This is a genomic window from Lysobacter enzymogenes, from assembly GCF_017168095.1.
In the GTDB taxonomy this organism is placed as follows: domain Bacteria; phylum Pseudomonadota; class Gammaproteobacteria; order Xanthomonadales; family Xanthomonadaceae; genus Lysobacter; species Lysobacter enzymogenes_D.
This window is the reverse complement of record NZ_LXSD01000456.1, coordinates 1-12,267: the sequence shown is the minus strand read 5'-3', so window position 1 is coordinate 12,267 and position 12,267 is coordinate 1. Positions and strand designations below refer to the sequence as shown.

The following is a 12,267-nucleotide window of genomic DNA, read 5'->3' as shown; positions in this document are numbered from 1 at the left end:
TCGCGCGGCCGGCGAGCCCGCCCGCGCCGGCCCGGCGGCGGCGGTTTGCGCCCCGGCCCCGCTTTCAGGCAGAATGCCGCCCCTCCGGCAGCGATCCGTCCGCCCCGTGCGAACCGGTCCCCGCTGCCGCGACCGTCCTATGGTGGCCCCGTTGGCGCCTCCGCGACGATAGATCGAAAATCCCGCCAGGGCCGGAAGGCAGCAACGGTATCGGTCGATTCGGGCGCCGGAGTCACGCTTGCGGGGCCGCCGCCTTTTTGCCCGCCGCAAACTCCGCGCGGCGGCGACGTTCGCGCCGGCTCTCTCCTGCGCACGGAACAGAAAGCCGACGCCTTCGCGTGCCGGCAGCGAGCTTACCCAGCCCGCTCCCGCGTGCGGCAGAAGGGTTGGGGCGAGGGCCCGCCGCTACGGCGCCACCACCGCCACCGCATCGGGCTCGCGCCCGGTCGTCCAGTACGCCACCGGCTTCCAGCTCGCCCGGTCGATCACCGCGATCTCGTCGCCGCCGCTGATCGCCACATACACCCGCGGCCGCACCGGATCGGCGACCACGCCGATCGGCAACGCCGCGCGACCGAGCATGGTGTCGCGATACGCCCTGCCCTCGCGGCTCAACGCGACCGTCGCCAACGGCCGCTTGCGCTGCGCGTCGAACACCGACAGCGTCGCCGCGCGCGCGTTGCTGACCAGGGCCTGGCGGCCGTCGGCGGTGAACGCGACCCGGATCGGAAACCCCGGGCTCGGCAAGGTGCGCAGGATCGCCAGGGTCTGCGGCTGGTGCACGGTCACCGTGCCGGCCTCGCGATTGGTCACCCAGACCTCGCCGCTGCCCGGCCGCACCGCGACGCCCTCGGCGCCCTTGCCCGCATCGACTTCGGCGGTCTTGCGGTTGCCGGCCAGATCGATCCGGCTGAGCGTGCCGCGATCGACCTTGGTGACGTAGGCGCTCTTGCCGTCGCCGTCGACCGCGACCATGTGGCCCTTGCCTTCGCCGAGCGCGATCTCGGCGACGATCCTGGCGCGGGCTACGTCGATGCGCAGCAGGTGCTGCGAGGCTTCGGTGGTGGCCAAGGCTTCGCGCCCGCCGGGCAGAAAACGCAGCCCGTGCGGCCGGCCGTGGCGGCCGAGGTCGACGGTCCGCGGCGGCGCCTTGCCGCGCAGATCGAGCACGCTCAGGGTATTGCCGGCGCTGTCGCTGCCGTAGTTGGCGACCAGCGCGGTGCGGCCGTCCGGCGCAACCACGATCTCGTGCGGCGCCTTGCCGGTGGCGAATTCGCCAAGCTTGCGGCCGTCGTCCAGCGACAGGCGCCAGACGGTGTCGGCGGACTTGTTGCCGACCAACAGCTCGCCGGCCATCGCCGGCAGCGCGGCGCACAACAGCAGGGGCAGGCACAGCGAACGCAGGCGCATGGCGGGGATTTCTCGATCGGGACCGGTGTTCGACGCTACCGGATCGCGATGGCGCGGGCATGTGCCTTGGCGGGGGCGCGGGCCGATGTACGTCGCGACGGGCACGAAAGCGTCGGGACTGAAGTCCCTCCCACAACAGCCGTCGCGGGCGGAACCCAGTCCTGGCGCGTCTTTGGGAATGCTCTAGTCCCGCCGCCTTGCTGGAAGCGGCTTCAGTCCCGAGCTTTGGGTGAGAAGGACTTCGCTTTTGTGGGAGGTGGTTCGCTTTTGTGGGAGGGGCTTCACTGGGAAGAGGTTCGCTCTTGTGGGAGGGACTTCAGTCCCGATGCGATCCTCTCCGACCCGGTTCACCCCGCCGCCGGCGGCTCCGGATGCAGCCAATCCGCCGCGCCGTCCGCATAGCGCTCGTGCTTCCAGATCGGCACCCGCGCCTTGGTCTCATCGATGATATAGCGGCAGGCCGCGAACGCCGCGTCGCGATGCGCCGCGCTCACCCCCACCCACACCGCCAGCTCGCCGATGGCCAGCTCGCCCACGCGATGCACGCAGCGCGCATCCACGATCGCGAAGCGTTCCAGCGCTTCGGCCAGCACCTTCTCGCCCTCGCTGAGCGCCAATTCCGCATAGCTCTCGTAACGCAGCCCGAGCACGGCGCGGCCGGCGTGGTGGTCGCGCACCCAGCCTTCGAAGCTGGCGTAGGCGCCGGCCTGCGCGCTGAGCAGCGCCGCGCGCAGCGGCGCGAGCTCGAACGCGGTCTCGGACAAGGCGAAGCGCAGCGTCGGTGCATCCGTTCGCGTCATCGTTCAGCCTCCCGAGACCGGCGGAATGAAGGCGACCTCGCTGCCCGCGCGCGGCGCCTCGTCCCAGCGCGCGAACGCGCCGTCCACGGCCACGCGCAGGCGCTCGGCAGGCAGCGCGAAACCGTAGCGTTCGCGCAAGGTTTCGTACAGGCCGCGCAAGTCGCGCGCATCGGCCTCGACCGATTCGCTGGCGGTGCCGGCGGCATCGCGCAGGCTGGCGAAATACAGCACGGTCAGCCGGCTCATGCGCCCTGCCCCGCGACGCCGAAGTCGCGCTTGCCGCCGCGCTTGCCCGCCAGTTGCGCCGGCCCGATGACGATGGCGTGCGACAGCGCCTTGCACATGTCGTAGACGGTCAGCGCGGCGACGGTGGCGCCGGTCAGCGCTTCCATTTCCACGCCGGTGCGGTGCACGGTGCGCACTTCGCATTCGATCGACAACGCGGTGTCCGTCGCCCACTCGACGGCGAACCGGCAGGCGTCGATCGGCAGCGGATGGCAGAACGGAATCAGCTCGTGGGTGCGCTTGACCGCCATCGTGCCGGCGACGATGGCGGTGTCGATCACCGCGCCTTTCTTGCTCTTCATGCCGCCGGCGCGCAATTGGGCCGCCACCGCGGCGGGAAAGCGCACCCGGCAGCGCGCCAGCGCGGCGCGCGCGGTGACCGGCTTGGCGCTCACGTCGACCATCGCCGGACGGCCGTCGCGGTCGAGGTGGGTGAGCGCCGCGCCCGCCTTGGACGCGCCGGCGTCGTTCGTGCTCGCCTTGTTCGTGCTCGCCTTGTTGGTGCTCGCTTTTGCGGATTTCAAATCGCCAGACTCCAATGCAGCGCGTAGCCAGGTTCGCGCGGGCCGTACAGGAAATGCAGGACGCGCCGCCGCCCCTCGGGCCGGGTCGCCTTGGACGAGGCGTGCAGCAGCAACGGCCGCATGATAAGCAGATCGCCGCGGCGCGCGGTGCATGCGGTCTCGCCTTGCGCCGCGCGCAGGGCCGCGGCGGCGTCCGCGTCCAGGCGCCCGTGGCGGTGCGAGCCCGGCACCACGCGCAGCGGGCCGTCGCCGGCGCCGCAGTCGTCCAGGTGCAGGCGCACCGCCAGCAGCCGCTGCAGCAACTCCACCGGCGGCTGCACGAACGTCCCGCCCTGCTTGCGCGACCAGGCGCTCAGGCGGGCGTCGTCCACCTGCGCGGCGACCGGGATCGACAGATCCTGATGCAGCGTCACCTTCCAGTTGCGGCCGGCGCTCTTGCGGAACAGCGTGCATTGCACCGCGACCGCATCGGCCGCGAGCAGCCCGGCCGCGCTCAGGCGCGCGCGCAGGGCCGCCGCGAGTTCGCCGCACCACGGCTCGCGCAGCAGTTCGCGGTCGCCGGCATCGTCCTGCGCCGCCGCGTTCACCGCCGGGCGGGCGGCCAGCGCTGCGACCTCGCCGGGATCGAGCGCGTCCGGCCACAGCGCGAAGCCGCGTTCGTTCAAGGATTCGAGCATCGCCATCGCCGTCGCGCGCCCCGATCCGACGGCCTCAACCGCCGATCAGGAACATCTCCACGTGCCGCTGCGGCCGCGGCGCGTCGGCTGCGCGCAGTTCGCTGTAGCGGTCGTTGCGGCCGCTCCACAGCGCGGCCACGCGCTCGGTCAGCGCGTCCTCGCCCTGCGCCAGCGCGCCGCGCAGGTCGCTGCCGGCGGCGGCGAACAGGCAGGTGTAGAGCCGGCCGTCGGCCGACACCCGCGCGCGGTGGCAGTCGCCGCAGAACGGCGCGCTGATCGAGGACACGAAACCGACTTCGCCGGCGCCGTCGCGATAGGCGTAGCGCGAGGCGACCTCGCCGCGGTATTGCGCATCCAGCGCGCGCAGCGGCCAGCGCGCGTCGATGGCGTCGCGCAGTTCCTGCGAACTCACCACGCCGCGCGGATCCCAGCCGTTGCAGTTGCCCACGTCCATGTATTCGATGAAGCGCAGCACGTCGCCGCTGCCGCGGAAATGCTCGGCCAGCGGCAGGATCTGGTCTTCGTTGACGCCGCGCTGGACCACGCAGTTGATCTTCAGCGGCCCGAACCCGGCCGCGCGCGCGGCCTCGATCCCGGCGAGCACCTGCGCGACCTCGCCGCGGCCGCCGGACAGGCGCCGGAACAGGTCCGGGTCGAGCGCGTCCAGGCTCACCGTCAGCCGGCGCAGCCCGGCCTCGCGCAAAGCGCGCGCCTGCCGCGCCAGCAGCGAACCGTTGGTGGTCAGGGCCAGGTCGTCGAGGCCGTCGATCCGGCTCAGACGCGCGATCAGCTCCGGCAGCCCCTTGCGCAGCAGCGGCTCGCCGCCGGTCAGGCGCAGCTTGCGCACGCCGACGCGGACGAAGCCGCGGACCAGGGTTTCGATCTCGTCGAAGCTCAGCCGCGAGGCCGCGTCCAGGCCGTAGTCGTCGGCCACGCGCTCGGCCGGCATGCAGTAGGGACAGCGGAAATTGCAGGCCTCGATCAGCGACAGCCTCAGGTCCCGCAACGGCCGGCCGCGGCGGTCGAGCGGACCGGGCGCGGCGAGCGGGACGAGGCGGTCGGCAGCGGCATTCACGAAGGCGGCACCTGTGCGGCAGTGGGGTCGGCCAGGTCGATGGCCTCGCCGGGCCTGCCGACACGATACCCCCGCGCGGCCAGCGCGTCGCCCTCCTCGCGGCTGGCGTAGTGATACAGGACACAGCGTTGCAGCAACGCCGGCGGATATTCGCGCTCCAGGTCCTCGATCCCGCTGTGCGAGGGATTGCCGTGCAGCGCGCAATCGTGCGCGATCAGCTCGCCGTCGTCGGCGAACCGGGCCAGCATTTCCGGGATCGGCCGGGTGTCGCCGGTCCATACCGCACTGCCGCGCAGGCGCAGGCCGAACGCGCTGTCGGGCCAGTGGTGGCGCACCGGGAATGCCTCCATGCGCACACCGCGGTGCCAGAAATGGCCGCTGACCGGCACCAGCTGGAACGCGTCCCAGAAATTCACCCCGCCTTCGGCCAGCACGTTCGGGTAATCGGCCACGCGCTGCTGCAGCAGCGGCACCAGCGGCGCGGGGATGTACAGCCGCGGCAGCCGGCCGCGCCGGGCCTCGTCGAAATAGTGGGCGACGAACAAGCGCTCGAAGCCGGCGATGTGATCCATGTGGGCGTGGGTGAGGAACACCGCCTCGGGCATGCGCCCGTAGTGCGCCAGGAACGCGGTCAGGCCCTCGCCGCCGCAATCGATGGTGAGCCAGGGCTCGCCGTCGCGCTCCAGCGTGGCCATCGCCGATCCCAGTTCCACCGCCGACGCATTGCCGACACCGTGCAGACGCAGCCGCCAAGTCATTCCGCCCCCTCGCAACATCCGATCGCCCGGCGCCTGCGCCGGGATTTTGATTGATTCGCCGCCCTGTCCCGGGCCGCTATCTAGTAACCACGTTCCCAGGCGCGGTCATAGGCCGTGCGCAATCGGGCGAAGTCGCGCTCGACCTCCGCGACCGGCCGCTGCCCGCGCAATTTCAGCAGCGAGCGCTTGAGCCGGGCGAGATTGCGCTCGCGCCAGCCGGTGGCGGGGATGCGGAACTGGCCGCGGTCCAGGTCGATCACCCAGCCGCGGCCGGCCGGGTCGAACAGCAGGTTGGTGGCGTTGAGGTCGGCGTGGTCGAGCCCGGCGCGGTGGCAGCGGGCGATCAGCCGGCCGGTTTCCTCCCACGGCGCGCCGTCGCCGGCGACCGCGGCGCGGTCGGCCAGCGAGCGCACGCCGTCGAGCCGGGCGACCAGGATCGCGGCGCGGTAGCGCAGCCCCTCGCGCCGGTACAGCGCGGCGATCGGCGCCGGCACCGGCAGGCCGCGGCGCGCGGCCTCGCGGGTCAGGCGGAATTCGGCGAAGCTGCGGGTGCGCTCGCCGCCGCGCCACCAGTACAGGTCGCGGTTGAAGCGCGCGACCAGCCCGCCGCGCAGATAGCGGCGCAGCACCGCCTGGCCGAACGGCGCATCGACGAACCAGGCTCCGCCGCGGCCGCCGCTGTCCACCGGCCGCGCCTGCGCGCCCCAGTATCCGGGCGTAAACCAGTCCGGCGCGGCTTGCTGCACCCGTGCGCGGTCGAACAGAATCGCTCCGTAGCCGCTGTCGTCGCGGTACGGCGTCAGTCCCTCGGCGGCGTCATAACCCGTCATCCGTCCGAGTCTAACAAGTCACGTGAACCAATCGACCCCGAACCGTCCGACTTTGGCGCCCGCCCCCCGCCTGTGCCTGCTGCGCCTGTCCGCGCTCGGCGATGTCACCCACGTGGTGCCGCTGGTGCGCACCCTGCGCCGGGCCCGCCCGCAAGCGTCGATCGCCTGGATCATCGGCAAGGGCGAGCGCCGCCTGCTCGAAGGCCTGGACGGCGTGGACTTCATCGAATACGACAAGAAAAGCGGCTGGGCCGGCATGCGCGCGCTGCGCCGCGGCCTGCGCGAGCGCGGCCTGCCGGGCGGCAAGTTCGACGCGCTGCTGCAGATGCAGGTGGCCGCGCGCGCCAACCTGCTGTCGGCGTTCGTGCCGGCGACGCGGCGGATCGGCTACGACCGCTCGCGCTCCAAGGACCTGCACGGCCTGTTCGTCAACGAACGCATTCCCGACCGCCCCGGCATCCACGTGCTCGACGCCATCGGCAGCTTCTGCGAGCCGCTGGGGCTGCGCCAGACCGAGGTGGTGTGGGATCTGCCGGTGCCCGAGGAAGCGCGCGAATGGGCGCGGGCGCAGTGGCCGGTCGACGCGACGCCGACGCTGCTGATCTCGCCCTGCTCCAGCCACACCCTGCGCAACTGGCGTCCCGAGCGCTACGCCGCGGTCGCCGACCACGCCGCGGCGCAGGGCTGGCGGGTGGTGATGTGCGGCGGCCGCAGCCAGCTCGAGCGCGACACCACCGATGCGATCCTCGCGGCGATGGCCCATCCCGCGCTCGACCTGGTCGGCAAGGACACCCTCAAGCAATTGCCGGCCCTGCTCGAACGCGGCCAGTTGCTGATGACCCCGGACTCCGGCCCGATGCACATCGCCAACGCCATGGGCACCAAGGTGCTGGGCCTGCACGCGGCCAGCAACCCGGCGCGCAGCGGCCCCTACAGCGACCTGCGCTACTGCGCCGACCGTTACGACGACGCCGCGCGCAAATACCTCGGCAAGCCCGCGGCGCAGATCGCCTGGGGCACCAAGATCGAGCACGACGGGGTCATGGACCTGATCGAAGTCGAGGACGGCATCGCCGCGTTCGAACGTTATCGCGCCGACCATCCGGGGCGCTGAGCCGCGCCGGCCCGACCGCCGGGCGAGAGGCTCGAGTCCTCTCCTGAGCACCGCCGAGCCTTCGCGCCCCATCTCACACAAAGAATCCGCACGCCACCGCATGCCCCCGCTTTCGCTCGACCGACTCATCGCCGCCCTCGGCGACGGCGCCCGCTTCGATTACCTGTGCTTCTGGGGCCACCGCGACCGGCCCGGCCGGGTCGGCAAGGGCTGCCTGAGCCAGTGGTACCCGGCCGCGTTCGAACTCGACGGCGAACGCTACGCCAGCGCCGAGCACTGGATGATGGCCGGCAAGGCGCGCTTGTTCGGCGACGATGCCATTACCGCGAAGATCCTCGCCAGCGACGATGCGGCCAAGGCCAAGGCCCTGGGCCGCAAGATCGCGGGCTTCGACGAGACCCTTTGGGCCGCGCACCGCTACCCGCTGGTGGTCGCCGGCAACTTGGCCAAGTTCGCGCAAAACCCGGCCCTGGGCGAGTTTCTGCTCGGCACCGGCGAACAGGTGCTGGTCGAGGCCAGCCCGGTCGATGCGGTCTGGGGCATCGGCCTGGCCGCCGGCCATCGCGATGCGACCCGGCCGACGCAGTGGCCCGGGCTCAACCTGCTCGGTTTCGCGCTGATGGACGTGCGCGCGCAACTGGCCGCGCGCGGCTGAGGCTCACGGCGGCGCGGCCGCGCCGTCCTCGCCGCGCTCGATCCGCACCCGCCGCCACACCGACAACTGGGTGCGCTGGCGGCGCCGCTCGCGGTAGACCGCGGCGACCAGGGCCAGGGCGATCGCCGCGCAGGCGATCGCCACGCGCCCGCCGCTCCAGTCGGCGACGCCGCCGGACAGCGCATCGATCAGCACGAACACGAAGCACGCCGCCGCGGCGTTGCAGCTCAGGCTGCACAGCACCTTCATCCGGTCCAGGGCGGCGCGCGATTCGGGCGCGACCGCTTCCAGGTATTCGCGCAGGCGCCGGTCGGCGTCGTGGAACTGCGAGGCGGTCATGGTCGCGGCCGGCGGCAGTTGCAGGCCTTCGTCGCGGCGCAGGCGTTCGCCGAGGAACTCCAGCGCCGGCGCCCAGGCCCGGCGCAGCCGCGGCCAGACCACGGCCTGGGCGAAGGTATAGACCAGCCGGCCGAGCGGGCTCAGCGCCAGGCCCAGCACGTAGGCGCCGGCCAGCCAGGTGGGCAACACCAGCTCCGGCGCCTGCGCGCGCAGCGCGTGCAGGCCGCCGGGGTGGCGCAGCACCAGCGCGGTCAGCAGCAGCCCGCCCGGGCACAGCCAGGCGAGCAGATCGTCGTACAGCCAGGCCGCGGCCGAGCGCGGCCGCGCTGGCGCGTCGTCCTTGCGCGCGGGGCTCATGGCCGAACGCAGCTCAGACCGGGCCGGTGCCGTAGTCCTGATAGGACTTCTCTTCCACGTAGGTCGAGCCCAGGGCCTGGTTGATCTGCTTCTTGACCCGCGCGCGCACGTCGTTCTCGACATACACCGAACGCGCCAGGGCGATGAACTCGTCATCGAACTCCTGGCGCTTTTCCTTGACCCGGATGTCGTCCTCGATGACCCACAGGCGCTCGTTGACCGCCTTGAGCTCGGCGCGCAGGCGCACGATGTCCTGGCCGGCGGCCGGATGGGCCATCCAGGTGCGTTCCAGCGCGCTCAGTTCGTTGCGCACGTTGGCCAGCTTGGCTTCGTCGCTCATGCGCTCGGACTTGATCTGCAGGATCGCGATCTTGTCGAGCAGCTCGCCAAAGGACACCGGGACCAGGATTTCGGACATGGGCGCAACCGCCTGAATGCATGGGGGGACGGCTAGTGTAGCCCCGCGCCGGCCGCGCCGGCTTTGCGCGCGGCCGCCGGGCGCGGGCGCCACGCGCGAAGGCGCGGCATGAGGACGAATCGTGTGCGGACGCTTGCTCCGTCGCGCGACAGCCCGTAACATACGCGGCTCGACTGCACCCGGAGAGGTGGCAGAGCGGTTGATTGTACCTGACTCGAAATCAGGCGTACGTTTATAGCGTACCGGGGGTTCGAATCCCCCCCTCTCCGCCAGATTCAAGCGCAACGGGCCCCTCGCGGGCCCGTTGCGTTTTCCGGCTCCGGCACGCGCACCGCCCTCCCCGCCACCGGCTCCGCCCATGCGCTACGCCATCGCCGATCGCGAGTTTTCGGCGGACCACGGCGGCCATGCGCCCGCATCGGCGGCTTTGCCGGAACGGGCAAGTCTCGCAATCGCGGCCTCGACGTGGCAGTTTTGAAACGCGACGCATGCACACACGGCCTTCATCGGCGCTCATGCATGAAGCGCAGAACGGATCACGCTTTCTTGCCACCCGGCCGCTCGCTCGCGATGATTCCGTATACCTCTTCAGTGGCGATCCCGACGACGCGAATGGCATGACCGGCAGATGATCGAATTCGGACACCTCACGCACGTCGGCCTGCGCCGCGAACTCAACGAAGACACTTATTACGGCGACAGCGAGCTGGGCTTGTGGCTGGTCGCCGACGGCATGGGCGGGCACGAGTACGGCGAGGTCGCCAGCGCGCTGGCGCGCGAGGTGATCGTGCGCGAGGTGCGCGGCGGCGCGGCGCTGGCGCAGGCGATCCGGATCGCCGACGAGGAGATCATCCGCACCTCGCGCCGGCGCAACGACACCCTGCCGATGGGCACCACCGTGGTCGCCGCGCGCATCAACGGCAACCGCTTCGAAGTGGCCTGGGTCGGCGACAGCCGGGTCTACCTGTGGCGCGACGGGCACCTGGCCCAGCTCTCGCAGGACCACAGCTATGTGCAGGAGCTCATCGCCAACGGCGTGATCACCCACGAGCAGGCGCGCAGCCATCCGCACCGCAGCGTGGTGACCCAGGCGCTGGGCGTGACCGACCCGCGCAACCTCAACGTCGAGACCATGACCGGCGAACTGCGCCCGGGCATGCAGTTGCTGCTGTGCAGCGACGGCCTGACCGAGGAAGTCGACGACCGCGCGATCGCGCGGGTGCTGGCGCACCACGACTGCAGCGCGCAGGAGTGCGTGGATTCGCTGGTGGCCGCGGCGCTGGACGGCGGCGGCTCGGACAACATCACCGTGGTGTTGGTGCGCAGCCACTGAGGTTTCGCGGTCGCGGCTTGCGCCGCTCCTACAGGGAGCCCAGGCAGGAAGCGCTGGCGCATGGACTCCCTGTAGGAGCGGCGCAAGCCGCGACCGCGCCACTTCGGGCGCGAACGCAACCCCGGCGGTACCGCGTCGGGCACAAGAGCATCGGGCCTGAAGGCCCTCCCACAAGAGCGCCGGGTCCGGCAGCGAGCCGCTCTTGTGGGAGTGCCTTCTTGTGGGAGGGCCTTCAGGCCCGATGCTTTCGTTTCAGATCGCCCGAACTCAGCCCTCGGCCGCAACCGCCACCGGCGGATCGATCAGATCCCACACGCATTTGCCGGCCTTCTTGCGCAGCTTCTCCAGTCGCGCCTGATGCGCGGCCAGCTCGTCCGCCGGCACCACCACGCGCGGACGCGGCGCGCTCAGGTCGACCTGCACGCTGACCCGCTGCGCCTGCGCCGTGGCCGCGACCGGATCGCCGAAGCCGATCTCCTCCTGGCCCGAGGTCAGCGCGATGTAGACCTCACCGAGGATCTGCGCGTCGAGCAGCGCGCCGTGCAGCTGCCGGTGCGAGTTGTCCACGCCCAGGCGCTTGCACAGCGCGTCGAGCGAATTGCGCTGGCCGGGGAAGCGCTGGCGCGCCATCAACAGCGAGTCTTCGATGCCGGTGACGTGGTCGGCGAGCTTGCCGTACTGCGCGCCGCAGATCGCCAGCTCGTTGTTGAGGAAGCCGACGTCGAAGGCCGCGTTGTGGATGATCAGCTCGGCGCCGCGGATGAACTCCAGGAACGCCTCGACCACCTGCTCCATCGGCGGCTCGTTCGCCAGCCGCTCCAGCGACAGGCCGGTGACTTCCTGCGCGCCGGCCTCGAAGTCGCAATCGGGCTTGATGTACTGGTGGTAGGTGCGGCCGGTGGGGCGGCGCTCGACGAACTCGACGCAGCCGATTTCGACCACGCGGTTGCCGCGCTCCCAGCTCAGGCCGGTGGTTTCGGTGTCCAGGATGATTTGACGCATGGGGCGATTGTAGCGAGGAGATAGCGGATAGGAGTTAGGAGATAGCGAAAAGCGAACCCGGAGACTCGCTTTCGCTATCTCCTATCTCCTATCCGCTATCTCCTGCCTCAGGGCCGGTACGGGCGCAAACGCTCGGCCTGCAAGCGCGCCAGCGTATCCACGCGCTCGTTCTCCGGATGCCCGGAATGGCCCTTGACCCACTTCCAGTCGATCGAATGGCGCTGGCTGGCCAGGTGCAGGCGCTCCCACAGGTCGCGGTTCTTGACCGGGTCGCCGCCGGCGGTCTTCCAGCCGCGCCGGACCCAGTTGCCGATCCATTCGGTGATGCCCTGGCGCACGTACTGCGAGTCGGTGGTCAGCACCACCTGGCACGGCTCGGTCAGCGCTTCCAGGCCCATGATCGCGCCCATCAGCTCCATCCGGTTGTTGGTGGTGTCGGGCTCGCCGCCGGACAGTTCGCGCTCGTGGCCCTTGTAGCGCAGCAGCGCGGCCCAGCCGCCGGGACCGGGATTGCCGAGGCAGGCGCCGTCGGTGTGGATGGAAACGATCTTGTCGGCGCCCGGGTCGGTTCGGCTCACGCAACGCTACTCATGGAAAACGGCCGCGCATTATGGCCCGTCCGGCCGGCGCGCGGCGGCGCGCGCTCAGTCCCTGCCGTGCTCGCGCTCGCGCGCGGCCGCGGGCGCGCCG

The 12,267-nt window shown here is 71.3% G+C and carries 15 protein-coding genes, 1 tRNA gene and 1 other RNA gene; 5 read left to right on the top strand and 12 right to left on the bottom strand.

Going from position 1 to position 12,267, the window contains the following annotated elements; genetic code table 11:
• The first annotated feature begins 149 nt into the window (after positions 1–149).
• An RNA gene (gene ffs / locus A7A76_RS19540) (signal recognition particle sRNA small type) lies at positions 150–246 on the top strand.
• A gap of 159 nt (positions 247–405) precedes the next feature.
• Here the strand turns inward: ffs and A7A76_RS19535 are convergent.
• The 8 genes from A7A76_RS19535 to A7A76_RS19505 form a co-directional block, all read right to left on the bottom strand.
• Complete coding sequence (locus A7A76_RS19535) at positions 406–1,410, bottom strand: YncE family protein (protein ID WP_206412793.1); 1,005 nt, start codon at positions 1,408–1,410, stop codon at positions 406–408.
• Positions 1,411–1,757: 347 nt separating this feature from the next.
• A complete protein-coding gene (locus tag A7A76_RS19530) occupies positions 1,758–2,210 on the bottom strand; it encodes a molybdenum cofactor biosynthesis protein MoaE (RefSeq protein ID WP_206412792.1) in 453 nt (150 codons plus the stop codon).
• 3 nt (positions 2,211–2,213) lie between these two features.
• A complete protein-coding gene (locus tag A7A76_RS19525; protein WP_206412790.1) occupies positions 2,214–2,456 on the bottom strand; it encodes a MoaD/ThiS family protein in 243 nt (80 codons plus the stop codon).
• Positions 2,453–2,899 carry a cyclic pyranopterin monophosphate synthase MoaC gene (moaC, locus tag A7A76_RS25700; protein ID WP_241201053.1) on the bottom strand — a complete coding sequence of 149 codons (447 nt, stop codon included), beginning with the start codon at positions 2,897–2,899 and terminating at the stop codon, positions 2,453–2,455. The genes A7A76_RS19525 and moaC overlap by 4 nt, the downstream gene beginning before the upstream one ends.
• A gap of 116 nt (positions 2,900–3,015) precedes the next feature.
• Positions 3,016–3,696 (bottom strand): phytanoyl-CoA dioxygenase family protein, encoded by a 681-nt coding sequence (locus tag A7A76_RS25695; RefSeq protein ID WP_241201051.1) that lies wholly within the window; start codon positions 3,694–3,696, stop codon positions 3,016–3,018.
• Positions 3,697–3,730: 34 nt separating this feature from the next.
• Complete coding sequence (gene moaA, locus A7A76_RS19515) at positions 3,731–4,771, bottom strand: GTP 3',8-cyclase MoaA (protein ID WP_206412786.1); 1,041 nt, start codon at positions 4,769–4,771, stop codon at positions 3,731–3,733.
• On the bottom strand, positions 4,768–5,529 hold the full coding sequence (locus A7A76_RS19510; RefSeq protein ID WP_206412784.1) for an MBL fold metallo-hydrolase: 762 nt from the start codon (positions 5,527–5,529) through the stop codon (positions 4,768–4,770). Before A7A76_RS19510 ends, moaA begins: the two co-directional genes overlap by 4 nt.
• Before the next feature lie 80 nt (positions 5,530–5,609).
• Positions 5,610–6,359 (bottom strand): 3-deoxy-D-manno-octulosonic acid kinase, encoded by a 750-nt coding sequence (locus A7A76_RS19505; RefSeq protein ID WP_206412783.1) that lies wholly within the window; start codon positions 6,357–6,359, stop codon positions 5,610–5,612.
• A 52-nt stretch (positions 6,360–6,411) separates the two neighbouring features.
• Here A7A76_RS19505 and A7A76_RS19500 point away from each other — a divergent pair, with 52 nt between their 5' ends.
• Both A7A76_RS19500 and A7A76_RS19495 read left to right on the top strand, forming a co-directional pair.
• A complete protein-coding gene (locus A7A76_RS19500) occupies positions 6,412–7,473 on the top strand; it encodes a glycosyltransferase family 9 protein (protein WP_241201050.1) in 1,062 nt (353 codons plus the stop codon).
• Positions 7,474–7,573: 100 nt separating this feature from the next.
• Positions 7,574–8,128 carry an NADAR family protein gene (locus A7A76_RS19495; protein WP_206412781.1) on the top strand — a complete coding sequence of 185 codons (555 nt, stop codon included), beginning with the start codon at positions 7,574–7,576 and terminating at the stop codon, positions 8,126–8,128.
• Positions 8,129–8,131: 3 nt separating this feature from the next.
• Here A7A76_RS19495 and A7A76_RS19490 read toward each other — a convergent pair whose 3' ends face one another.
• Complete coding sequence (locus tag A7A76_RS19490; RefSeq protein WP_206412779.1) at positions 8,132–8,824, bottom strand: hypothetical protein; 693 nt, start codon at positions 8,822–8,824, stop codon at positions 8,132–8,134.
• A gap of 13 nt (positions 8,825–8,837) precedes the next feature.
• Positions 8,838–9,242, bottom strand: a complete 405-nt coding sequence (locus A7A76_RS19485; protein WP_206412778.1) for a DUF6165 family protein — start codon at positions 9,240–9,242, stop codon at positions 8,838–8,840.
• Between the two features lie 181 nt (positions 9,243–9,423).
• Here A7A76_RS19485 and A7A76_RS19480 point away from each other — a divergent pair.
• Positions 9,424–9,514, top strand: a tRNA-Ser gene (locus A7A76_RS19480).
• A 356-nt stretch (positions 9,515–9,870) separates the two neighbouring features.
• Positions 9,871–10,575, top strand: coding sequence for a PP2C family protein-serine/threonine phosphatase (locus A7A76_RS19475; RefSeq protein ID WP_074867764.1), 705 nt, complete (start codon positions 9,871–9,873; stop codon positions 10,573–10,575).
• A 267-nt stretch (positions 10,576–10,842) separates the two neighbouring features.
• Here the strand turns inward: A7A76_RS19475 and dnaQ are convergent, their stop codons facing one another.
• Together dnaQ and rnhA are read right to left on the bottom strand one after the other, a co-directional pair.
• Positions 10,843–11,577, bottom strand: coding sequence for a DNA polymerase III subunit epsilon (gene dnaQ, locus A7A76_RS19470; RefSeq protein WP_206412776.1), 735 nt, complete (start codon positions 11,575–11,577; stop codon positions 10,843–10,845).
• Between the two features lie 107 nt (positions 11,578–11,684).
• Complete coding sequence (gene rnhA, locus A7A76_RS19465) at positions 11,685–12,155, bottom strand: ribonuclease HI (protein ID WP_343225372.1); 471 nt, start codon at positions 12,153–12,155, stop codon at positions 11,685–11,687.
• Positions 12,156–12,267 lie beyond the last annotated feature (112 nt).

What these genes read in the sequence shown, in the direction of transcription:
- A7A76_RS19535 (WP_206412793.1), bottom strand. Translation starts at nt 1,410, where the DNA reads ATGCGCCTGCGTTCGCTGTGCCTGCCCCTGCTGTTGTGCGCCGCGCTG.
- A7A76_RS19530 (WP_206412792.1), bottom strand. Translation starts at nt 2,210, where the DNA reads ATGACGCGAACGGATGCACCGACGCTGCGCTTCGCCTTGTCCGAGACC.
- A7A76_RS19525 (WP_206412790.1), bottom strand. Translation starts at nt 2,456, where the DNA reads ATGAGCCGGCTGACCGTGCTGTATTTCGCCAGCCTGCGCGATGCCGCC.
- moaC (WP_241201053.1), bottom strand. Translation starts at nt 2,899, where the DNA reads ATGGTCGACGTGAGCGCCAAGCCGGTCACCGCGCGCGCCGCGCTGGCG.
- A7A76_RS25695 (WP_241201051.1), bottom strand. Translation starts at nt 3,696, where the DNA reads ATGCTCGAATCCTTGAACGAACGCGGCTTCGCGCTGTGGCCGGACGCG.
- A7A76_RS19510 (WP_206412784.1), bottom strand. Translation starts at nt 5,529, where the DNA reads ATGACTTGGCGGCTGCGTCTGCACGGTGTCGGCAATGCGTCGGCGGTG.
- A7A76_RS19505 (WP_206412783.1), bottom strand. Translation starts at nt 6,359, where the DNA reads ATGACGGGTTATGACGCCGCCGAGGGACTGACGCCGTACCGCGACGAC.
- A7A76_RS19495 (WP_206412781.1), top strand. Translation starts at nt 7,574, where the DNA reads ATGCCCCCGCTTTCGCTCGACCGACTCATCGCCGCCCTCGGCGACGGC.
- A7A76_RS19490 (WP_206412779.1), bottom strand. Translation starts at nt 8,824, where the DNA reads ATGAGCCCCGCGCGCAAGGACGACGCGCCAGCGCGGCCGCGCTCGGCC.
- A7A76_RS19485 (WP_206412778.1), bottom strand. Translation starts at nt 9,242, where the DNA reads ATGTCCGAAATCCTGGTCCCGGTGTCCTTTGGCGAGCTGCTCGACAAG.
- A7A76_RS19475 (WP_074867764.1), top strand. Translation starts at nt 9,871, where the DNA reads ATGATCGAATTCGGACACCTCACGCACGTCGGCCTGCGCCGCGAACTC.
- dnaQ (WP_206412776.1), bottom strand. Translation starts at nt 11,577, where the DNA reads ATGCGTCAAATCATCCTGGACACCGAAACCACCGGCCTGAGCTGGGAG.